The following is a 19,388-nucleotide window of genomic DNA, read 5'->3' on the forward strand; positions in this document are numbered from 1 at the left end:
CTGGTTGTTGTAGGTAGGGGAAAATAAACTATAAGTCAGCCCCCGTAAGGGTTCCGCGACGGGGCGGCCAGCATTGAAAGGGGTTTCGATGCCTGGCAAATACGTTCGACTGCGGGTGGCGGTAAAGGTTCAACCTGGCAGTGGCGCTTGAAGAGGCGGCGCTGGCACGTGTTCAAGCGGGGGCGCGATTTGTTTGAAATATCAAGACGCAACGATGCTCTGCCTGCGGCGGTAACAGCCACGCCCGATCCCCGGACCCTGTCGCATTTCTTCATGTCGGAAGAGTGGAGCAGCGATCTTTCCAGTGGCGTCATCCGGCTCGGCGAACACGCATCGTTCATGCACGGCCTGCCGCCAGGCGAGTGCGGATTGCTCAGCCTTGTCCGCTGTTACGACCGCGCTGACCACGCCCGTGTTCTGGAACTTTTCGAGCAGGTTTCCACCGCACCTTCACGTTTCTGTTTTTCATCCGGCCTCTCCATCTTGCCGGCGATGCGGCAGCCGGTCATCTGCATGGGAGAATCTTCCGGCTTCGAAGACGGCCAGCAAGGGCGCATATCAGGGCTTTTCCTGTTTCCGCGCTTTGAGGATATTCGCTTCGCCGCCTGAACATAGCGGGACAGACGCCCAGCACCGTTCACAAAATGAAGACGATTTGTCTTCTATTGTTCATCTTTATGGGCGGATGATTTTCGGTCATTGATATCTCCAGACATTGCAGTTCAACCGGCGACACGCCGATTATTTACCGGAGATATCCATGTCCAGCAGCCAGAACGTTCTCGTTCTCATCGCCCGTATTCTGCTTTCCTTCATCTTCATCACCTCGGGCTTCAGCAAGCTCGTCGATCCCGCCGGTACGGCCGGCATGATCACTGGTGCCGGCCTGCCCGCTGCAACCGCGCTTGCCTATATTGCAGGCCTGTTCGAACTCGTTGCCGGTCTTGCCATTCTCGCTGGTTTCCAGACCAAAATCGCTGCCTGGGCGCTTGCCGTCTTCTGCGTCTTCACCGGTCTGGTGTTCCACAGCGGCACCGTTGCCGTACCCGGCTGGCCTGAGCCGGCTCTTGGCTGGATCAACACGCTGAACGGCATCATGATGGTGAAGAACATCACACTTGCCGGCGCTTATATCCTGCTTGCCGCCTTCGGCCCCGGCGCCTACTCCGTCGACGCCAAGCGCGGTGCGGCTGTGGCCCACGCATAAGCCAAATGGATCGACCAATAAAAAAGCCGCCGGATCGCTCCGGCGGCTTTTTTTACGTCGTCAGACCGCAGCCCTGATGCGCGAGGCGATCTCCTGAACCGCCGGATCGCCGTCATGTTCCGGCTTGCGGGCGCGCACGAAGCAGGCTTCCGAACGGACGATGATGCCGTCGGAGAGAATTTTCAGGTGGTTGGCCTTCAGCGTCGATCCAGTCGAGGTGATATCGACGATGATATCCGCCTGCCCTGCGGCCGGCGCACCTTCGGTCGCGCCAAGGCTTTCAACGATGCGATAAAGCTGAATGCCGTGCTGGCGCGAAAAGAACTGCTGCGTCAGCCGCCAATATTTGGTGGCGATGGCAAGCCTGCGGCCATGACGGGCGCGGAATTCCGAAGCGACATCGCCGAGATCGGCCATGCTGTCCACATCCAGCCAGATTTCCGGCACGGCGACAACGACATCCGCATGGCCGAAACCGAGGCGGGCGCAGAATTCCACCTGCGCATCGGCATTGGTCAGCCCCTCGCGTACGAGGTCCTCTCCCGTCACGCCGAAATCCACCGTACCGGCGCCGATTTCGCGGGCGATCTCGGAGGCCGAGAGATAAGCGATCTCGATATCGTCACGTCCTTCGATGCGGCCGCGATAGGAGCGGTCATTGCCGACAGCCGCGACTTTCAGCCCGGCGCGTTCCAGAACGGCGGAGGCGTCTTCCTTCATCCGGCCCTTTGAGGGTAATGCGATGGTGATCATGGCTTGTCGCTCCCGCGCACCGCTTCGATGCGATCCAGCCAGAGCGAGAAGCCCACGGCCGGGATTTTTTCCTGTGCGCCGAGCAGGGTCAGCAGCCGGTCGAAACGGCCGCCGCCCGCCAGAACGCTGTCTCCACCCGCTTCCACCACCTCGAAAACGAGGCCTGTATAATAATCAAGCGGACGGCCGAAGGCCGCGCCATAGGTGACGGTTTCGAGATCGACACCGGCATTGGCGAGCGCTGCGACGCGTTTATCGAAAGCGGAAAGCGCGCCATCAAGCTTCAGTTGCGCCTTTGCGGCAAAATCCGCCAGAACCTGCGAGGCCTGCGGCAGAGGCGCCTTCAGGGCCAAGAACTGCTTGAGCAGCGCGAAGCTTTCATCCGGCAGGCGCGTGGCGGCAAGCGCCAGCTTCTCCCGCAGGCGGCGGGCGATTTCCTGCGGCGCTCGGCTGGCATTGGTGGAATAGCCGGTTTCCTGCATCACCGTATCGAGATAATCGACAAGCACCGTCTCGTCGCCCGTTGCCAGAAGGCCGGCGACCCCGGCATCGAGGCCGGTCATCGGCTTGGGATGTACAAGGCTTTCCAGCAGCGCGTCGAGCTGCGCCATGTCGCCGAATGCCTGCACCAGCCGCTTCTGCCAGCCGAGCGGCAGGCCAAGGGCGGCAACAACCGCCTCGAACACCTGCTGGTCGCCCAGCGTGACGGCAAGCGCCCGGCCTGGCAGCAGGCGCTGCAGAATGCCGGTGGCGTCAATCACAGCGCGGGCATCGGCGGCGGCGATATCGGTATCACCAAGATCCTCGATACCGGCCTGATAAAACTCGTTGGCACCTTCGCGGCGCTGGCGGAAGACTTCGCCGAGATAGGAATAACGCTTCGGCGTGCCGGTCGCCGTTTCGATATGGCGCAGGCAGACCGGGATGGTGAATTCCGGGCGCAGGCACAGGCTCTCACCCGTTTCGCTCTCCGTCATGAAGATACGGCGGCGCAAATCCTCGCCGGCCATATCCAGAAACGGTTCGGCGGGCTGGATGACGGGCGTGTTCACGCGGCTCGTGCGGCGCGCGGCGAATTCTTCCAGTAGCTCTCCGGAAAATTCCGGCATGTCGATCAGGGGCATGGAACGGTACTTTTCGTCACGGTTCGAGCGGCTGCATCATTTCGATGCGGTTTCCGAAGGGATCATGGACATAAAAGCGGTGATACCCTTCAAGCGGCTCATCCTCAACCACATGGCAGCCTGCTGTTTCAAGTGTTTTTCGCAAGGTTGCCATATCATCGACCAGAAAGGCCGGATGGGCTTTCTTCGCCGGGCGGAAATCCTGCTCGACGCCGAGATGCAGTTTTATCGAACCCCGGCTGAACCAGCATCCGCCGCGTGCGGCCAGATTGGCAGGCTTTGCCTGCTCCGCAAAGCCGAGCAGGCCGCCATAAAAAGCGCGCGCCTCATCCTCACGGCCCGCCGGCATCGCCAGTTGAACATGGTCGAGCGCGAGGATCGCCATGGCCTTAACGCCCTTCGGCAGCGCGGCGAACGTCCTCTGCCTGATGCTCCAGAATCTCGCGGACCTTCGCCACCAGCTCGGCTTCCGGCACGCTGACCTGAGCCACACGCGCCTCGCGCCAGCTGGCATTGTCCTCGATCTCGCCGGACAGGCGCTTGCCTTCGATCAAATCCTTGATCTGCACCACACCTTCGGCGCGCTCGTCACCGCCCTGGATGATGGCGATGGGCGAGCCGAGACGGTCGGCATATTTCAGCTGGTTGCCGAATTTCTTCCAGTTGCCCTGATACATTTCGGCGCGGATGCCCTCGGCGCGCAGCGCCTGCGTGAAGCGTTGATAACGGCCCATGCTTTCCACATCGCCATCCATGACGGTGATGAGAACCGGTGCGAGCGGCTTGACCTGACCAAGCTTGCCGAGGTTCTTCAGCGCCGTCATCAGGCGCGAAACGCCGATGGAGAAACCCGTGGCCGGAACCGGCTGGCCCATGAAGCGCGAAACGAGGCCGTCATAACGCCCGCCGCCGCCAACGGAACCGAACACGACCTTTTCACCCTTTTCATTGGTGACGTCGAAGCTCAGCTCGGCCTCATAGACGGGGCCGGTATAATATTCGAGGCCGCGAACGACCGAGGGGTCGATCTTGATGCGCGTTGCATCGTAACCGGCACTGGTGACCAGAGCGCCGATGATGTTCAGCTCCTCAACGCCTTCCTCACCTTTCGAGGTGCCCGCGACCAGTTTGGCCAGATCGTCGGCGCTTTCCGCATAATCCTTGATGCCGACGAAAAACAGCACCTTTTCGATCTGCTCCTCGCCAAGACCAGCGCCCTTTGTGAAGTCGCCGGATTCATCCTTGCGGCCGGGGCCGAGCAGCAGCTTCACGCCTTCGGGACCGAACTTGTCGAGCTTGTCGATGGCGCGCAGAACGTTGAGGCGACGACCGGCATTGTCCTCGCCGCCGAGGCCGATGGCTTCCATGACGCCATCGAGCACCTTGCGGTTGTTGACGCGAATGACATAGTCGCCGCGCTGAATTCCGAGCGCTTCCAGCGTATCGGCCATCATCATGCACATTTCGGCATCGGCCTGCACACCGGCGGCGCCCACCGTATCGGCATCGAACTGCATGAACTGCCGGAAGCGGCCGGGGCCGGGCTTTTCATTGCGGAACACGTAACCGGCGCGATAGGTGCGGTATGGCAGCTGGATTTCGTTGAAATTTTCCGCGACATGGCGGGCGAGCGGCGCGGTCAGATCGTAGCGCAGGCTCATCCATTGGTCGTCATCGTCCTGAAGCGAAAACACGCCTTCGTTCGGACGGTCGCTATCGGGCAGGAACTTGCCGAGCGCATCGGTATATTCGAACAGCGGGGTTTCCACCGGATCGAAACCGTAAAGCTCATAGACCCTGCGGATCTTCTCGATCATCTCATTGGTGGCATGAATATCGGCAACCGAGCGATCCACGAAGCCGCGCGGCAGGCGGGCTTTCAGTTTCTGAGGCTTTTTTGCTTTTTCGCTCATGGGGCCGATCCGATATTTTCCTGAAATCAAGCCGGTGTATTAGAGGATGAAGTCCGGTGCGGCAAGCCGCAAAGGCTCCGGTCTTACTGGCTCACGCAGCCAAGCGGGCTATATGGGATGCATGTATCCCAATTCTGATCGGGAAGGACGCGACCCATGAGCAAACAGACGGCCATACGCCTGCCTGATGAGACCTATGAGCGGCTGAAAGCGCTTTCTGAGCGCACCGGCCGCACATCCGCCTATTACATCCGCGAGGCGATCGAGAAACATATCGAAGATATGGAAGATCTCTATCTTGCGGAAGAGGCGACGCGGCGCATTCAGCGTGGAGAATCGAAGGTTGTAAGCGCCGAGGAGTTCTGGCGTGATCTGGACAATTGAATATCACACGCTTGTCCAGAAAGAGATGCGCAAGATAAATCCGGAAACGCGCCAGCGAATCCGGAGTTTTCTGCATGAACGATTGGTGGCACTGGATGATCCACGCCAGACCGGCGCCGCCCTGCAAGGCTCCGAACTCGGAAATTTCTGGCGCTACCGGGTGGGCGATTACCGCATCATCTGCGATATACAGGATCACAAGCTCGTCGTGCTGGTGGTCGAAATCGGCCATCGCCGTTAAATCTACCGTTAGGCATTCATGATCCTCGAAGCCCTGCAATATGCCGCCACGCGCGCGGTCACGCCGAAAGAATTCCGGCCGCATATCCGCTATTCTGTCAACCTGTGGGCGCGCGCCAACCGCTGCGCCAAAGCCTGGGCGGAGCATGAAAACAACAGCCGGCAATTCGTGCTGCAATCGGCCAGAAAGCTGAAGCAGCGGCGAACGGCCGTCGTGCTGGGGTCTGGCCTGTTACGCGATGTGCCCTATGATGCGCTGGTGGCGATGTTCGATACGGTCGTGCTGGTCGATCTGGTGCATCTCGCCAGCGTGCAGGCGAAGCTGCGCCTCAATGCGAAAAAGAATGTCCGCATCGCCAATCGCGATCTTTCCGGTTTTGACGACGCTATCGACGGCCGGCCGGCGGAACCGCTCGATTTCCTGCGGCGGGTGCCCTATCTCGATCTCGTGGTATCGGCCAATCTCCTGTCACAGATCGGCACCGGCGCACGCCACCGGCTGGAGCGGGAAAAGATCGCAAATGCCCCGGACGATCTTCTGCCGAAGCTCATTCACACCCATCTGGAAGCGCTGGCTGGCCTGCCCTGCAAGGCCTGCCTGATAACGGACACCTCCTTCGACGTGATCGGCAAAGACGGCAACCTGCACCAGCATGAAGACCTGCTGCATGGCATAGAGCTTCCCGCCCCCGCCGCCGCATGGGAATGGCCGCTTGCCCCGTTTGGCGAGGAAAGCAGGGATTATCGCATCGTGCATCACGTCATCGCGCGTGAACTGACCTGATCGTCATGCTTATTCCATAATTCCAGCGGTAAATTCACGCCATGTCCCAGGTGGTCCGCACATTGATGTTCCTTGCCTGCCTGCTATACGGCGCAATGCCGGCGCAGATGGCGATGAGCATGCCGATGGCCTCGGGCATGGCAGCATCCTCGCAGTCGCCAATGAAACATGACGGTGCCCATTCGCATCGAGCCCCGGATCGGGACCAAGTGTCTCGGGCGCATGCGGAGAATGGGGCTCACGGAGGGGGCACGGGCGGTCGCTGCCCGCATGGTGAAGATGCCGCACATCCCGGTTCCTGCGCCGCCTGCCTGATCGTGGTTCCGCGAACTATCTTCGCCGATAGTGGCCGGGTGACCTTTGACTATCCCAAGCCGCAGCGCGGCATCGTCTTTGACGGCAAGGCTTCCGCGCCGCCGCTACCGCCTCCCCGCGCCTGACCCCAGATTTTTTCAGACCCGTCTTCGAAAAATCCGTCAGACACAGGAAGGATAATCCATGTTTATCAAGACCATTACGCTCGCCGCCGCTTTTGCGGCCTCTCTCGCCATGCCCGTTCTCGCACAGGAAGCGGGCGGCCATGCCGGACATGACATGTCAAAAGGCAGTATGAGCGACAGCGCTTCCACCAAGGCCTTCATGGAAGCCAGCAAGAAGATGCATGGCGATATGGCCATCGATTATAGCGGCGATGCCGATGTCGATTTCGTGCGCGGCATGATCCCGCACCATCAGGGCGCAATCGACATGGCCAAGGTCCAGCTCGAATACGGCAAGGACCCGGAAATCCGCAAGCTGGCCGAAGAGGTCATCAAGGCGCAGGAAGGCGAGATCGCCATGATGAAGGCCTGGCTGAAGTCCAAGGGCAAGTGACGACCGCTAGTGTCAAACGGGGAGCGCCGGCTGGCGCTCCCTCCCCCCAAGGTTACAACCCCGCAAGACCGGCCTTGTAGTCCTCCGAGGCCGCACGGCTGAGGCGCTCCAGCTCCATGGCCGCCCGGCTGGTATGGCGTTCCTTGTGGCGCAGCAAAGCAAAGTTGCGGGCAGGCAAATCGATGCCGGCTCGGACCAGCAGCCCCTGCCGCAAAAACAGCGAGGCGACGGAGGCGGAAACTGCCGTGGCCGCGCCGCCGGAGCGTGCCGCCATCACCACCGCCTCATTGGACGGCAGTTCCAGCATGACGGACAGTTCAGCGGGGTCCACCCCCATCTGCCGCACCGCCGCCTCGAAGGCGGAGCGGGTGCCGGAGCCCTGTTCGCGCAGAACCCATGAGGTGCCGTAGAGCATATCGAGCGCGGTGAGATAACGGCCATCCGCGAAGGGATGGGCCGAACCGGTGACGACCAGCAGCTTGTCTGACACGACCGGCTGCACCATCAAAGCCGGCTCATCGATCCTGCCTTCGATGAAACCGACCTCCGCCAGACCGTCCAGCACGGCCTGTGTAACCGTCTTGGTATTGCCGATATCGAGCCGCACGGTCACGCCCGGATAAAGTTTCTTGAACTGCATCAGGATCGGCGGCAGCCAGTAGCTTGCAATCGTCTGGCTGGCGCAGACGGTGATTTCGCCGCGCGTCAGCCCGCCCATTTCAGAGAGAATCAATTCCGCATTGCGCACACGCGCCAGCGTCGCTTTTGCTTCGCCCAGAAACGCCCGACCGCTTTCGGTCAATTCAATGTTGCGGCCGACGCGATGGAACAGCTCGACATTATAAAAGGCTTCGAGATTCTTGATGGCGGAGCTGACGGCGGAGGCGGTCAAACCGATGGCTTCGGCGGCCCTTGTGAGGTGCTCGCGTTCGGCGACGGCGATGAAGATGCGGAGCTGTTCGAAGGTCATGGCTTTTCATTCGATTTTATCGAATAATATATGCCATATTATTTGATAGAATAAAACAGGCCGCTACGGCATTGTCTGGCCATGGCACAACATCGTACCCTCGCTCATCCCTTTCAGTTTTCGCTTCGCTGGCTCACCCCGCTTCTGCCGGGCATTCTCATCTGCGCGGCGGTCAGCTGCGCCGCCATTCTGGCGGAGCGTTTTCAGGTGCGGCTTGCAGGCCACGCATGGCTCGGCGATCTGGTGCTCGCCATTCTGATCGGCACGCTGCTGCGTTCGCTGGTGTCTCTGCCCGCGGTTGCCTCGGCCGGCATCAAATTCAGCGCCAAGACGCTGCTTGAAATCGCGGTGGCGCTTCTCGGCGCATCCTTGAGCCTCTCCATCCTCAAAGGTGCCGGCGGTTTGCTGATCGGCGGCATTGCGCTGATCGTGGCGCTGTCGCTGATCGTCAGCTATGCCGCCGGGCGGATGCTCGGTCTGCCGCCCAAGCTTGCGACGCTGATCGCCTGCGGCAACTCCATCTGCGGCAATTCCGCGATTGCCGCCGCCGCACCCGCCATCGGCGCCAAGCCGGAAGATGTCGCCGCCTCGATTGCCTTCACCGCCGTTCTCGGTGTCGTCGCCGTGCTGCTGATGCCGTTTCTGCCACAGCTTCTGGGTCTCGACGCCACCCAATATGGCATTTTCGCCGGGCTGACGGTCTATGCCGTGCCGCAGGTTCTGGCTGCCACAGCCCCGCTCGGCGCAATCGCCGTTCAGACCGGCACCATCGTCAAGCTCATCCGCGTGCTGATGCTGGGACCTGTGATCGCCGCCCTCTCCGTCATCCATGGCCAGTCCGGCGCGGAACGCCTGAGATTACAGCAGATGGTTCCATGGTTCATCATCGCCTTCGTGCTGATGATCATGGCCCGGTCCTTCGGCCTCATTCCCGAGGCTCTGATCGGCCCTGTCGCCTCGCTTTCCAACATTCTCACCATCATGTCGATGGCGGCACTGGGCCTTTCGGTCGATATTCGCAGCCTTCGCCATGCAGGCGGCAAGGTTATCATCGCCGCCAGCCTTTCGCTCGTGCTGCTTGGTGTCTTGAGTTTCGGCCTGATCGTGCTGACCCAGGCGGCCTAGGCAAAAGGCGCGCTGTTATTTCCCGGTGCTGACCGTCAGCGTGTAGTGCGCGCCGAGACCGCGGCGTGGCGAGCCCAGGATGAGCGTCGGGCGGATCAGCCACTCCGTATCCGCCTTCGGCGTCAGGGTTGCGACCTTGCCTTCGGAATCGCTGAAGAAGATCGCGTCCTCATCCGGCGTCGAAAAATCGAAGACCGCCATCAGCACGAATTCGCTGGAAGCGGCAAGCTCGATCTTCACCGTCTGCCCGGCCTTCACCTTCAGGCGATAGACGTCGCCGCGCCCGCGCCGCGTCCAGCCGTCAAGCTTCAGCGGCCCGGCCGGCGGCAGCGCCACCTGCTTCAGCCTTTCGCCGTCATCGAGCCAGATACCGTCGACATTGCGGCCCTCCGCGAAGGAGGCATGCGGCACGGCGGCCACGGCCATGGTGAGAGCCAGAAGAAGGGAGGTTACCTTCATGGACGTACAAACTCCCGCCGCATGGCCTCTATCGGCTGGCGGCAATGACAGCCTTCGATATGGTCGTTAACCATACCCATGGCCTGCATGAATGCATAGACGGTCGTCGGGCCGACGAAACTCCAGCCCCGCTTCTTCAGGTCCTTCGAAAGGCGAATGGAGGCGTCGCTGGTGGGGTTGGCCCTTAACGTCGCATAGTCCAGCCTTTGCGGCCTTTCTGCGGCGGCCGGTTCGAAACCCCAGAAATAACGGGCGAGCGAACCGAATTCATCGCGCAACTCCATGGCGCGGCGGGCATTGTTGATGGTCGACACGATCTTGCCGCGATGGCGGATGATGCCCTTGTCGGCAAGGCATCGCTCGATATCGGCCTCACCGAATTCCGCCACTTTTTCGAATTCGAAGTTGGCGAAGGCGAGACGGAACGCCTCGCGCTTGCGCAGAACCGTCAGCCAGGAAAGGCCGGACTGGAAACCTTCCAGACAGATCTTCTCGAAAAGGCGGCGATCGTCGGTGACGGGATAACCCCATTCCTCGTCGTGGTAACGGCTGTAATCCGCAAGCCCCTGCTGCCAGAAACACCGCACAAGGCCATCCGCGCCCGTTTCAAGTCCCGCTTCATTCATTCCGCAACCACCCTTTTCCACTCCGCCCGTGACCGGTTCAGACCGCGCACTTACCACTCATTCACCACGTTTCAAAACCGGGTGCTAACCTTAAATCCAGCTTTCCCTAATCAAGCGCTTTTTAATGAACAGCCATTTACGATTCGCTGGCGTCGAGGTGCGAACGTGTCCGGCAAAGCGGGCGAACAGTTCCGCAAATCCATAGTTGCGACATCCCGCAGAGAGAGTCCACCCGATGACGATGAAGTCCGTTTTTCTGGCGCTGAGCCTCGTTTCCACCTTTGCCGCCACGGCCGCCATGGCCAATGAGCGTTATCGCGAGCGCCCGCCCGTCGTCGTCAGCCCGGATCTTTCCGCCCCCTGGGTCACTCAGCTCGGCGGTCGCGGCAATGTGCGCCCCGTGGTTTATCCGCGCGCACCTGCCGCACGCCAGCCGTTCTTCCAGCAGCGCCAGGCCGCCATGCCGCAGCGCCCCAGCTCCGGCGTCACATCGCAGCGCCCGGCACGGGTGCAGAATGCCGCCGTCCGCCCCAATGCGCCGGTGCGCACCCAGATCGCGCCGCAATTCCTGCCGCAGATCGTCACCTACCCGACCAATGAAAAACCCGGCACCATAGTCATCGATACGCCGAACCGTTTCCTCTATCTCGTGCTCGCCGATGGCAAGGCCCGGCGGTACGGCGTCGGCGTCGGCAAGCCCGGTTTCGAATGGGCCGGCACCCACAAGGTAACCCGCAAGGCGGAATGGCCGAGCTGGACCCCGCCGAAGGAAATGATCAGCCGCGAGGCGAGGAAGGGACACTATCTGCCGGCCTTCATGGAAGGCGGCCCGGCGAACCCGATGGGCGCGCGCGCGATGTATCTCGGCTCGACGCTTTATCGCATCCACGGCACCAACCAGCCGTGGACGATCGGCAGCAACAATTCCTCCGGCTGCATCCGCATGCGCAACGAGGATGTCACCGATCTTTACGAGCGCGTCAACGTCGGAACCAAGGTCATTGTGATATGACGGCAACGGTTCAGCCTTTCCGGCCGCTTCAGAGCCGGTGTGGCGGCGTATCCGCTTGAATTGCCGCCTTGCGGCGGTACAATCCGGCTCACTTCATTGGAATGAAACTTGGCGGGGGACGCCAGGAGCCGGACCTCTCTCAGGGGGATGATGGAACGGCCTTAAAACGGGTGGTCAATCGGCCGCCCGTTTTTCGTTTCTGTCATTCAAATGTTATCAAAAAACGGTTTGGTGAATTACTGATATCAATCTGGATTCACTCCATGCCGCGCCATTGTTTATTTGTTTGCGCCCTGCTGTTCAGCGGCGCTTCCTTCTCTGCCGCAATCGCGGGCGAATTTGAAATTTCCGGTTATGGCGGCTGGCAAAGCGCGCCGCACAGCGACGTGAAGGTCTCCGACGGGCCGGATTTCCGGGCCGGATGGGAAGGCAAGTCGTTTTCCAATCCGCCCTATTGGGGCGTGCGCGGCACCTACTGGTTCGATGAGGGCCAGCTGCGGAATTTCGGCATCTCGCTCGATTTCACCCATGACAAGGTCTATGCCGACGACCAGACGCTTGCCCGTTCCGGCTGGTCGCATTTCGAATTCACCGATGGCCTGAACCTACTGACGCTCAACGCTCTCTACCGCTTTCCGCTGGAATCCCTGCCCATCACCCCTTACGTTGGCGCCGGCGTCGGCATCAACGTACCGCATGTGGAAGTGTACCGTCCCTCGGGCAAGACCTTCGAATACCAGTTCGGCGGCGCAACCCTGCAGGCGCAAGCTGGCCTCAGCTACCGCATCACCGACAACTGGTCGACCTTCGTGGAATATAAGGGCACCTATTCCTTCGTCGACGTCGATATCGACAATGGCGGCTCGTTGAAGACCGATATCATCACCAATGCGGTGAATTTCGGCGTGGCGTATAAGTTCTAGCTCTCTTCCCTCATCCCTGTGCTTGTCACAGGAATCCAGCCGACGTGCGTCTGCACGGCGGGGAGAGTCCCTTCAGCCCAAGGACTTGGACTGACTGGATCCCTGTGACAAGCACAGGGATGAGGAGAAGCCTTTAGAAAGGTGCGCGGCCCCAATCTATACGTCACGCACCGTCATGCAGGATCGCTGCCTTATCGGCACACCACGCTCTAGACCGAAAGCCTCGCCGGTTTCGGCCCGCCATAGGCCCAGTCCAGCAGCTCCACCGTGTGCAGGATCGGCATATCCGTGCCGGTTCCGATCTGCGTGATGCAGCCTATATTGCCAGTGGCGATGACATCCGCCCGGGTGGCCTCGATATTCTTCACCTTGCGCGCCTTGAGCCTGGCGGAAATCTCCGGCTGCAGGATGTTGTAGGTTCCCGCCGAGCCGCAGCAGAGATGCCCTTCCGCCGGATCGCGCACGGTAAAACCCGCCGCCTTCAGGAGTTGTTTCGGCGCAAGCGTGATCTTCTGGCCATGCTGCATGGAGCAAGCGGAATGATAGGCGACCGTCAGACCCTGGCTTTGCCCTTGCGGCAGATCGAGGGTGGCGAGATACTCGGTGATGTCCTTCGCCAAAGCCGAGACCCGCGCGGCTTTTTCGGCGTAAGCCGGATCGAGCCGCAGCATATGGCCGTAATCCTTGATGGTGGTGCCGCAGCCGGAAGCGGTGATGATGATGGCGTCGAGACCGCCGCTCTCCATCTCACGCGTCCAGACATCGATATTGCGCCTTGCCGAGGCGAGCGCCTCTTCCTCGCGGCCCATATGATGCACCAGCGAACCGCAGCAGCCCTCCCCCTTCGGCACCACGACCTCGATGCCGAGCCGCGCCAGAAGGCGCAGCGTCGCCTCGTTGATACCGGGATCGAGCACCGGCTGGGCGCAACCGGTGAGGATGGCGACGCGTCCACGCTTCTCGCCTTCGGCCGGCCGCTCTCCCGGACGGGTTGACGCGGAGGCCGCAGGCACGGCGGCGGGGGCGAGAGCGAGCATGGATTGCAGCGGCTTCAGCGCCGGAACTTTGGCAAGCAGACCGGAGAAAGGCCGCGCCAGCCGGGCCAGATGCAGGGCCAGCCGGAAACGGGCGGGATGGGGCAGGACGGCAACCAGAAGATTGCGGATCAGCCGATCCATAAAGGGCCGCTTGTATGTCTGTTCGATATGGGCGCGGGCATGATCGACCAGATGCATGTAATCCACGCCGGAAGGACAGGTGGTGGTGCAGGCAAGGCAGGAGAGGCAGCGGTCGATATGGGTGACGACCTCGCGGTCTGCCGGGCGGCTGTTTTCCAGCATGTCCTTGATGAGGTAGATGCGGCCCCGCGGGCTGTCCAGCTCGTTGCCGAGCGTGACATAGGTGGGACAGGTGGCGGTGCAGAAGCCGCAATGCACACATTTGCGCAGGATTTTTTCGGATTCCGCCACATGCGGATCGGCCAGTTGTTCGGGCGTGAAGGATGTTTGCATGGTTCAGACGGCCCTTTCCATCGTTACGGCCATCTTGCCGGGATTGAAGATGCCCGCCGGATCGAGCTTCTCCCTGATACGCGCAGAAAGCAGCGCTTCCGCCGCCGGTCGCGGTTCGAAGGCAGCGACCGTGGCGCGCACCGCATCGCTCGCCCTCACCAACGTCGCGTGGCCGCCGCCGAGCGCCCGGATCGCGCCGCGCAGCAAATCCGCCTCGGGGTCCGCCTCCATCTGCATCCAGACAAGGCCGCCCTGCCAGTCGTAAAAGGCGTCGATGCCCGCTTCCATGCGCAGCGCCGCGACAAGCTGATGACCAACCGAAGGCGCGACCGATACTTTCCACAAGGGCTTTCCCGCCTGTCCGACATAGGGCGCGACATCGCGCACCTGACGCCACAAAAGCCTGCTCTCCTCGCCCTCCAGCAGCGCCCACGGCCCGACCCGGTCCATGACGGAAAGGAGTTTGGCCGTGCGCGCCTCCACCGAGGCGGAGAGCCCTTCCAGCCGCAGGATAGTCGCCGGGCCGTCCGGCAATCCGCCATCGATGAAACGGGAACGAACGCTTTCCGGCAGATGCGCCGCGCCGGAAACCTCGACGCTCATCGCCATCGCCGCCGCCATGATGCGCGTCGCCGCTTCATCGTCGAGCCCGGAAACGACCACGGTTTTTTCCGCAGGCGGTTTCGGCAGCACGCGGAAGGTGACTTCGGTGAGGAAACCGAGTGTACCGAACGATCCGGCCAGGAACTTCGACAGATCGAGCCCGGTGACATTCTTCATCACCCGGCCCCCGGCCTTGATGACCTCACCGCTGCCGTTGACGAAACGGATGCCGAGCAGGCTGTCGCGGGCCGCACCGGCCACATAACGGCGGGGGCCGGAAACATTGGCGGCGAAGACGCCGCCGATGGTCGGTTCACCTTCGGTGCCCATGATCGGGCGGTGATCCATCGGCTCGAAGGCCATCATCTGGCGGTTTTCTGCAAGGGCGGCTTTGACGGTTGCGAGCGGGGTTCCGGCCTTGACGGTCATGACCATTTCGGCGGGCAGGTAGGAGACGATGCCGTTCATCGCGCGGGAAGAGAGTGCTTCATCTGCTACGACAGCATTGCCGAAACCGGAGCGGGTGTTGCCGCCGATGATTTTCAGCGCGGCTTTTCGGGTTGCGTGGTCGCGGATGATGTCGGCGACCTGGATTTCTGCGTAGGGGGTCAGCATGGGGTGGCGGGCTCCGGGCATGGGGTGGCGAGGTTTGCGCGAGGGATACCCCCCTCTGCCCTGCCGGGCATCTCCCCCTCAAGGGGGGAGATCGGCAAGAGGCTGGCACATCGTTTCAATTGCACCGTTCGAGAATTGAGCGGGAGGTCGCCGCTTGTCGATCTCCCCCCTTGAGGGGGAGATGCCCGGCAGGGCAGAGGGGGGTAAGCCACACCCACCATCGTCACAAAACTCACACCCATCATCCCCTCCCCTCCAGCGGAAACACCTTGGAAGGGTTCATCAGCCAGCCCTCATCGAAAGCCGCACGCACCGCCATCTGCTGGGCAAGATCGGCCTCATCATACTGGTGGCGCATCAAATCCCGTTTTTCGATGCCCACACCATGTTCGCCGGTCAGACAGCCGCCGGCATCGACGCAGAGTTTCAATATTTCATTGCCTGCCTCTTCCGCGCGGGCCGCATCTTCCGGATCGTTGGCGTTGAACAGGATGAGCGGGTGCATATTGCCATCGCCGGCATGGAAGACATTGGCGACGCGCAGGCCGAGGCGGTCGGTGATTTCGCTCGTCTTTTTCAGCACGTAGGAAAGCTGGGAGAGCGGCACGGTGCCATCCATGCAGATATAATCCGCGATGCGGCCGGTTGCGCCGAAGGCGGATTTGCGGCCTTTCCAGATCGCCGCCGCTTCCATGGCCGACTGACATTCCTTCACCGTCTTCACGCCATGTTTTCGGGCAATCGCCACGATGTCGGCCAGCATTGCGTCCATTTCCGCCTCGGAGCCTTCGACCTCGACAATCAGAAGCGCGCCGACATCCAGCGGATAGCCCGCTTTGGCGAAAGCCTCGCAAATTTCGATGGCCGGCTTGTCCATGAATTCGATGGCGACCGGGATGATGCCCGCGCCGATAATATCGGCCACGCAGGAGCCGGCTTCCTCCGACGTCTCGAAGCCGAACAGCACCGGTCGCGCGCCTTCCGGCCTGGCGATCAACCGCACCGTCGCTTCCGTCACGATACCGAGCTGGCCTTCCGAGCCGCAGACGAGGGCGAGCAGATCGTAGCCGGCGGCATCGAGGTGCTTGCCGCCCAGTTCCAGCACTGTGCCATCCACCAGCACCATTTTCACGCCGAGCAGATTATTGGTGGTAACGCCGTATTTCAGGCAATGTGCGCCGCCGGAATTCATGCCGATATTGCCGCCGATGGTGCAGGCAAGCTGCGAGCTGGGGTCCGGCGCATAAAAGAAACCTTCAGCACCTGCCGCATCGGAAATGGAAAGATTGGTGACGCCCGCCTGCACCCGCGCCGTACGGTTATAAAAATCCAGTTCGAGGATCGAGGCCATCTTCGAAAGGCCGATCACCACCGCATCCTCCTGCGGAATCGCGCCGCCGGAGAGCGAGGTGCCGGCCCCGCGTGGCACGACCGGAATGCCGTAACGGTGGCAATATTTCATCACCGCCGCCACATCTTCCGTCGTTTTCGGCAACGCCACGGCCAGCGGCAGGCGGCGATAGGAGACGAAGGCGTCGGTTTCGAAAGGCACAAGTTCGCGCGGCTCGTGCACAAGACAGTCCGCCGGCAAAATATCCTTGAGGTCCGCTATGATGCGGTCGCGGCCTGCGACGACTTTCGCGCGCGGCTCCAGAAACTTGATCGGCTGCGTCACCGCCCCTCCTCCATGCCATTTCGCCAACTGGTATTCTTTCTTTACCACTTTGAAACGACGCAATCAAATGTTATGGATTTTTTCCATTCTGGAAACAATCGAGGGCGACTATGACGAATCTGGGCGACCTGGAAGTCTTCGCAAGCGTTGCCGCCTCGGGCAGCATGTCGCTGGCCGCAAGGGAGCTTGGTTATTCGCCAGCCGTCATTTCCAAACGCATCAAGCGGCTGGAAGAAAAGCTCGGCGCGCGGCTTTTCCAGCGCACCACACGGCAAATCTCGCTGACCGAAGCGGGACAGGGCTTTTACGAGCGGGTGCTTGCCGTGCTGGAAGGGCTGGAGGAGGCCGAGGATTTCGTCTCCGGCCGCGCCAATACGGTCAACGGCACGCTGAAGGTCTCCGCGCCGACTTCCTTCGGGCGCATGCATATCGCGCCGCATCTGAAAGGTTTCATGGAGCGGCATCCTGATCTTTCGGTCAATCTGGTGCTGAGCGACGAATTCATCGACATCATCGAGGGTGGTTACGATCTGGCCATCCGTATCGCCGATCTCAATTCCTCCAGCCTCGTGGCCCGCAGGCTGGCGCCAGTGCGCCGCGTGCTTTGCGCTTCGGCGGAATACGTTGCTGCCCATGGTATGCCCGCGACAATCGAGGATCTGAAAAAGCACCGCTGCCTGCCGGCCCATAATAACGATGTCTGGCGGCTGGAAGGACCGGGCGGCGCGATGAGCATTCGCCCGGAGGGGATGCTCATCACCAATTCCAGCGAAGTGATCCGCGAGGCGGTGATATCAGGGCTCGGCATTGCGTTGCGCTCCACCTGGGATATCGGCCATGAATTGCGCAGCGGCAAGCTGGTGCAGGTTCTGCCGGGTTATGAGGGATCGCGAAACGTCACGCTCTCGGCGGTTTATCCGAGCCGGCAGTTCCTGCCTGCGAAGGTTCGGCTGTTCATCGATTATCTCGCCGGGCTTTATGGGCCTTCACCCTATTGGGAGCAGGGTTGAGGGACATTACCCCTCAGTGCCCGCCCTCGGCATGGGAGCGGCGGATGCGGCGCACCACCCACCAGACGCCGAGAACCGCGAAGGGAACGGAGATGCCGGTGACGACGGCGGGGTCGAGCGGTAGCACATCGTGGCTGATCGCCTTGGTGAGATAACCGATCAGACCGACGACATAATAGGAGATGGCGGCGACCGAGAGGCCTTCGACCGTCTGCTGCAGGCGAAGCTGCATGGCGGCGCGCTTGTTCATGGTGTTGAGCAACACCGTATTCTGCCGCTCCAGTTCCACATCGATCCAGCTTCGGACGAGCGCCGTGGCGCGATAGAGCTTGCGCGACAGGTTGGCCTGCCGCTCCTCCACCGACTGGCAGGTGCGCATGGCTGGCGCCATGCGCCGTTCCAGAAAGCTGCCCATGGTCTCGTGGCCCTGCACCGGGGTTTCCGCAAGCGCACGGATACGTTCGCGCACGATGCCGTCATAGGCGCGGCTGGCGCCGAAACGATAGAGGCTGAGCGCGGCATTGGCTTCCAGTTCGGCCGCAAGCCGGGTCATTTCCGCCAGCAGCGCGTCCGCCTCGTCGCGCGCCCCGTTTTTCATGCGCTGGGTGATACCCGTCAGGCCATCTTCGATACGGCGGATTTCCGGCGAGAGCGTCTGCGCCATCGGTAGGCCGAGCATGGCAAGGGTGCGATAGGTCTCGATATCCAACAGCCGCTGCACCAGCGCGCCGCGGCTGTAATCGCTCAAGCCCCGGTCGATCACCAATATCTGTGTCAGCCCGTCGCGATCCTGCCGGAAATCGGTGAGGATCGCCGCCTGACCGTCGCGCACGTCGCTGTGACAGAGGCTGGTCGGCTCGAAGATCGTCTCCGCCTCAGACGCCACGCCATTTTCCGGGCGGATTTCCAGCCGCACGCCCGAGATCAGCGAGCCGGGCGGCGAAAAGCCGTCGCCGAAGGGATCGCCGGCAATCTCGCCGCCGAATTTTTCCGGCGCAGGGCCATCCCAGAACCAGGTCGAAAATTCGGTATGCCGCTCCCAGCGCAAGGTCCCCTGCCCCCAGGGCATGGCATGGTGGCGGGCATCGCGCTCCGGTGGCGCAACACCGCGGCTGCGCGACATTTCCGCGATGACCGAGTGATGCACGGCCGAACCACCATCCATCATGAAGGCAAGCTGGACGATGATGCGCGAGGGTGCGAGAAGCACCGTCGGTCGCGCATGAACCTCCCCGAGCGCCAGCGATCTTTCCGGCGCGCTTGCGAAAGCAAATCTACCCGTGGCCATTGCGATATCGTCCCCGCCTGTTGCGCCGGTTTTATTAAAATATTGATCGCGATGAAAACATCGCAATCGAAGCCGCTGTCATTGTTTTGATCCACCTGGCGGAAAAATCCGCCATCGTCACCCTTGCCCTGCCGCTGCTTTAACAAAAGCCAATTCGAAAAGGCAGATGCCGTGTTGCCGCAGGCATGGCACGGACGAGGCGTGTAACTGGATAGAATATTTGACCAGTGCGATGCTTCGCTGATAATTTGCCTCCCATCGAAATACGGGTCGGGATTTCGCCGGAGACTTCT

Annotated in this window: 21 protein-coding genes; 10 read left to right on the top strand and 11 right to left on the bottom strand. The window is 61.4% G+C overall.

What is annotated here, in order from left to right:
* The first annotated feature begins 168 nt into the window (after positions 1-168).
* On the top strand, positions 169-609 hold the full coding sequence (locus RAC79_RS07655) for a hypothetical protein (protein WP_142843985.1): 441 nt from the start codon (positions 169-171) through the stop codon (positions 607-609).
* 151 nt (positions 610-760) lie between these two features.
* The gene (locus tag RAC79_RS07660) at positions 761-1,207 is read left to right on the top strand and encodes a DoxX family protein (protein WP_003519535.1); all 447 of its coding nucleotides are present in this window, start codon (positions 761-763) and stop codon (positions 1,205-1,207) included.
* Positions 1,208-1,267: 60 nt separating this feature from the next.
* Here RAC79_RS07660 and hisG read toward each other — a convergent pair whose 3' ends face one another.
* Genes hisG through hisS form a run of 4 tightly spaced genes read right to left on the bottom strand, consistent with a single transcriptional unit; the run spans position 1,268 to position 4,997 of the window.
* Positions 1,268-1,960 (bottom strand): ATP phosphoribosyltransferase, encoded by a 693-nt coding sequence (gene hisG, locus RAC79_RS07665; protein WP_174038837.1) that lies wholly within the window; start codon positions 1,958-1,960, stop codon positions 1,268-1,270.
* The gene (locus tag RAC79_RS07670) at positions 1,957-3,084 is read right to left on the bottom strand and encodes an ATP phosphoribosyltransferase regulatory subunit (RefSeq protein WP_174038836.1); all 1,128 of its coding nucleotides are present in this window, start codon (positions 3,082-3,084) and stop codon (positions 1,957-1,959) included. The genes hisG and RAC79_RS07670 overlap by 4 nt, the downstream gene beginning before the upstream one ends.
* A 16-nt stretch (positions 3,085-3,100) precedes the next feature.
* Positions 3,101-3,469, bottom strand: coding sequence for a VOC family protein (locus RAC79_RS07675; protein ID WP_035218711.1), 369 nt, complete (start codon positions 3,467-3,469; stop codon positions 3,101-3,103).
* Positions 3,470-3,473: 4 nt separating this feature from the next.
* Positions 3,474-4,997 carry a histidine--tRNA ligase gene (hisS, locus tag RAC79_RS07680; RefSeq protein ID WP_078051207.1) on the bottom strand — a complete coding sequence of 508 codons (1,524 nt, stop codon included), beginning with the start codon at positions 4,995-4,997 and terminating at the stop codon, positions 3,474-3,476.
* Positions 4,998-5,153: 156 nt separating this feature from the next.
* Between hisS and RAC79_RS07685 the strand changes: the two genes are divergently transcribed.
* From RAC79_RS07685 to RAC79_RS07700, 4 genes are all read left to right on the top strand, one after another.
* Positions 5,154-5,381, top strand: coding sequence for a DUF6290 family protein (locus tag RAC79_RS07685; protein WP_013635548.1), 228 nt, complete (start codon positions 5,154-5,156; stop codon positions 5,379-5,381).
* Positions 5,365-5,622 carry a type II toxin-antitoxin system RelE/ParE family toxin gene (locus RAC79_RS07690; RefSeq protein ID WP_174038833.1) on the top strand — a complete coding sequence of 86 codons (258 nt, stop codon included), beginning with the start codon at positions 5,365-5,367 and terminating at the stop codon, positions 5,620-5,622. Before RAC79_RS07685 ends, RAC79_RS07690 begins: the two co-directional genes overlap by 17 nt.
* An 18-nt stretch (positions 5,623-5,640) precedes the next feature.
* A complete protein-coding gene (locus RAC79_RS07695; RefSeq protein WP_174038832.1) occupies positions 5,641-6,405 on the top strand; it encodes a hypothetical protein in 765 nt (254 codons plus the stop codon).
* Between the two features lie 498 nt (positions 6,406-6,903).
* On the top strand, positions 6,904-7,278 hold the full coding sequence (locus RAC79_RS07700) for a DUF305 domain-containing protein (protein ID WP_174038831.1): 375 nt from the start codon (positions 6,904-6,906) through the stop codon (positions 7,276-7,278).
* 52 nt (positions 7,279-7,330) lie between these two features.
* On the opposite strand, the gene RAC79_RS07705 is transcribed toward RAC79_RS07700, so the two are convergent.
* Entirely contained in the window at positions 7,331-8,248 is a 918-nt protein-coding gene (locus RAC79_RS07705) for a LysR family transcriptional regulator (RefSeq protein ID WP_080855993.1), read from the bottom strand.
* Between the two features lie 81 nt (positions 8,249-8,329).
* Between RAC79_RS07705 and RAC79_RS07710 the strand changes: the two genes are divergently transcribed.
* Positions 8,330-9,373, top strand: coding sequence for a YeiH family protein (locus tag RAC79_RS07710; RefSeq protein ID WP_174038830.1), 1,044 nt, complete (start codon positions 8,330-8,332; stop codon positions 9,371-9,373).
* Between the two features lie 15 nt (positions 9,374-9,388).
* Here RAC79_RS07710 and RAC79_RS07715 read toward each other — a convergent pair whose 3' ends face one another.
* Together RAC79_RS07715 and RAC79_RS07720 are read right to left on the bottom strand one after the other, a co-directional pair.
* A complete protein-coding gene (locus RAC79_RS07715) occupies positions 9,389-9,832 on the bottom strand; it encodes a hypothetical protein (RefSeq protein WP_003524901.1) in 444 nt (147 codons plus the stop codon).
* A complete protein-coding gene (locus RAC79_RS07720; RefSeq protein WP_003524902.1) occupies positions 9,829-10,458 on the bottom strand; it encodes a DNA-3-methyladenine glycosylase I in 630 nt (209 codons plus the stop codon). The genes RAC79_RS07715 and RAC79_RS07720 overlap by 4 nt, the downstream gene beginning before the upstream one ends.
* 235 nt (positions 10,459-10,693) lie before the next feature.
* Between RAC79_RS07720 and RAC79_RS07725 the strand changes: the two genes are divergently transcribed.
* Complete coding sequence (locus RAC79_RS07725; RefSeq protein WP_174038829.1) at positions 10,694-11,470, top strand: L,D-transpeptidase; 777 nt, start codon at positions 10,694-10,696, stop codon at positions 11,468-11,470.
* A gap of 263 nt (positions 11,471-11,733) precedes the next feature.
* Entirely contained in the window at positions 11,734-12,393 is a 660-nt protein-coding gene (locus tag RAC79_RS07730) for an outer membrane beta-barrel protein (protein WP_065654383.1), read from the top strand.
* 209 nt (positions 12,394-12,602) lie between these two features.
* Here RAC79_RS07730 and glcF read toward each other — a convergent pair whose 3' ends face one another.
* The 3 genes from glcF to RAC79_RS07745 all read right to left on the bottom strand — a co-directional run bounded on the left by glcF (position 12,603) and on the right by RAC79_RS07745 (position 16,797).
* Positions 12,603-13,904: a glycolate oxidase subunit GlcF gene (glcF, locus tag RAC79_RS07735; RefSeq protein WP_174038828.1), complete on the bottom strand. Its 1,302-nt coding sequence runs from the start codon at positions 13,902-13,904 to the stop codon at positions 12,603-12,605.
* A 3-nt stretch (positions 13,905-13,907) separates the two neighbouring features.
* Entirely contained in the window at positions 13,908-15,122 is a 1,215-nt protein-coding gene (locus RAC79_RS07740) for an FAD-binding protein (protein ID WP_374996960.1), read from the bottom strand.
* Positions 15,123-15,363: 241 nt separating this feature from the next.
* Entirely contained in the window at positions 15,364-16,797 is a 1,434-nt protein-coding gene (locus tag RAC79_RS07745; protein ID WP_174038825.1) for an FAD-linked oxidase C-terminal domain-containing protein, read from the bottom strand.
* Positions 16,798-16,907: 110 nt separating this feature from the next.
* Here RAC79_RS07745 and RAC79_RS07750 point away from each other — a divergent pair, with 110 nt between their 5' ends.
* The gene (locus RAC79_RS07750; RefSeq protein ID WP_020812657.1) at positions 16,908-17,807 is read left to right on the top strand and encodes a LysR family transcriptional regulator; all 900 of its coding nucleotides are present in this window, start codon (positions 16,908-16,910) and stop codon (positions 17,805-17,807) included.
* Positions 17,808-17,820: 13 nt separating this feature from the next.
* On the opposite strand, the gene RAC79_RS07755 is transcribed toward RAC79_RS07750, so the two are convergent.
* The gene (locus tag RAC79_RS07755; RefSeq protein ID WP_174038823.1) at positions 17,821-19,095 is read right to left on the bottom strand and encodes a DUF3422 family protein; all 1,275 of its coding nucleotides are present in this window, start codon (positions 19,093-19,095) and stop codon (positions 17,821-17,823) included.
* Between the last annotated feature and the right edge of the window lie 293 nt (positions 19,096-19,388).

The sequence above is a fragment of the Agrobacterium sp. LR_9 genome, assembly GCF_041954855.1.
Classification (GTDB): Bacteria; Pseudomonadota; Alphaproteobacteria; order Rhizobiales; family Rhizobiaceae; genus Agrobacterium; species Agrobacterium leguminum.

Coding starts and splice junctions, on each gene's coding strand:
- hisG (WP_174038837.1), bottom strand. CDS start 1,960: ATGATCACCATCGCATTACCCTCAAAGGGCCGGATGAAGGAAGACGCC.
- RAC79_RS07725 (WP_174038829.1), top strand. CDS start 10,694: ATGACGATGAAGTCCGTTTTTCTGGCGCTGAGCCTCGTTTCCACCTTT.
- RAC79_RS07740 (WP_374996960.1), bottom strand. CDS start 15,122: ATGCTGACCCCCTACGCAGAAATCCAGGTCGCCGACATCATCCGCGAC.
- RAC79_RS07715 (WP_003524901.1), bottom strand. CDS start 9,832: ATGAAGGTAACCTCCCTTCTTCTGGCTCTCACCATGGCCGTGGCCGCC.
- RAC79_RS07705 (WP_080855993.1), bottom strand. CDS start 8,248: ATGACCTTCGAACAGCTCCGCATCTTCATCGCCGTCGCCGAACGCGAG.
- RAC79_RS07670 (WP_174038836.1), bottom strand. CDS start 3,084: ATGCCCCTGATCGACATGCCGGAATTTTCCGGAGAGCTACTGGAAGAA.
- RAC79_RS07675 (WP_035218711.1), bottom strand. CDS start 3,469: ATGGCGATCCTCGCGCTCGACCATGTTCAACTGGCGATGCCGGCGGGC.
- glcF (WP_174038828.1), bottom strand. CDS start 13,904: ATGCAAACATCCTTCACGCCCGAACAACTGGCCGATCCGCATGTGGCG.
- RAC79_RS07710 (WP_174038830.1), top strand. CDS start 8,330: ATGGCACAACATCGTACCCTCGCTCATCCCTTTCAGTTTTCGCTTCGC.
- RAC79_RS07730 (WP_065654383.1), top strand. CDS start 11,734: ATGCCGCGCCATTGTTTATTTGTTTGCGCCCTGCTGTTCAGCGGCGCT.
- RAC79_RS07685 (WP_013635548.1), top strand. CDS start 5,154: ATGAGCAAACAGACGGCCATACGCCTGCCTGATGAGACCTATGAGCGG.
- RAC79_RS07695 (WP_174038832.1), top strand. CDS start 5,641: ATGATCCTCGAAGCCCTGCAATATGCCGCCACGCGCGCGGTCACGCCG.
- RAC79_RS07660 (WP_003519535.1), top strand. CDS start 761: ATGTCCAGCAGCCAGAACGTTCTCGTTCTCATCGCCCGTATTCTGCTT.
- hisS (WP_078051207.1), bottom strand. CDS start 4,997: ATGAGCGAAAAAGCAAAAAAGCCTCAGAAACTGAAAGCCCGCCTGCCG.
- RAC79_RS07755 (WP_174038823.1), bottom strand. CDS start 19,095: ATGGCCACGGGTAGATTTGCTTTCGCAAGCGCGCCGGAAAGATCGCTG.
- RAC79_RS07720 (WP_003524902.1), bottom strand. CDS start 10,458: ATGAATGAAGCGGGACTTGAAACGGGCGCGGATGGCCTTGTGCGGTGT.
- RAC79_RS07750 (WP_020812657.1), top strand. CDS start 16,908: ATGACGAATCTGGGCGACCTGGAAGTCTTCGCAAGCGTTGCCGCCTCG.
- RAC79_RS07700 (WP_174038831.1), top strand. CDS start 6,904: ATGTTTATCAAGACCATTACGCTCGCCGCCGCTTTTGCGGCCTCTCTC.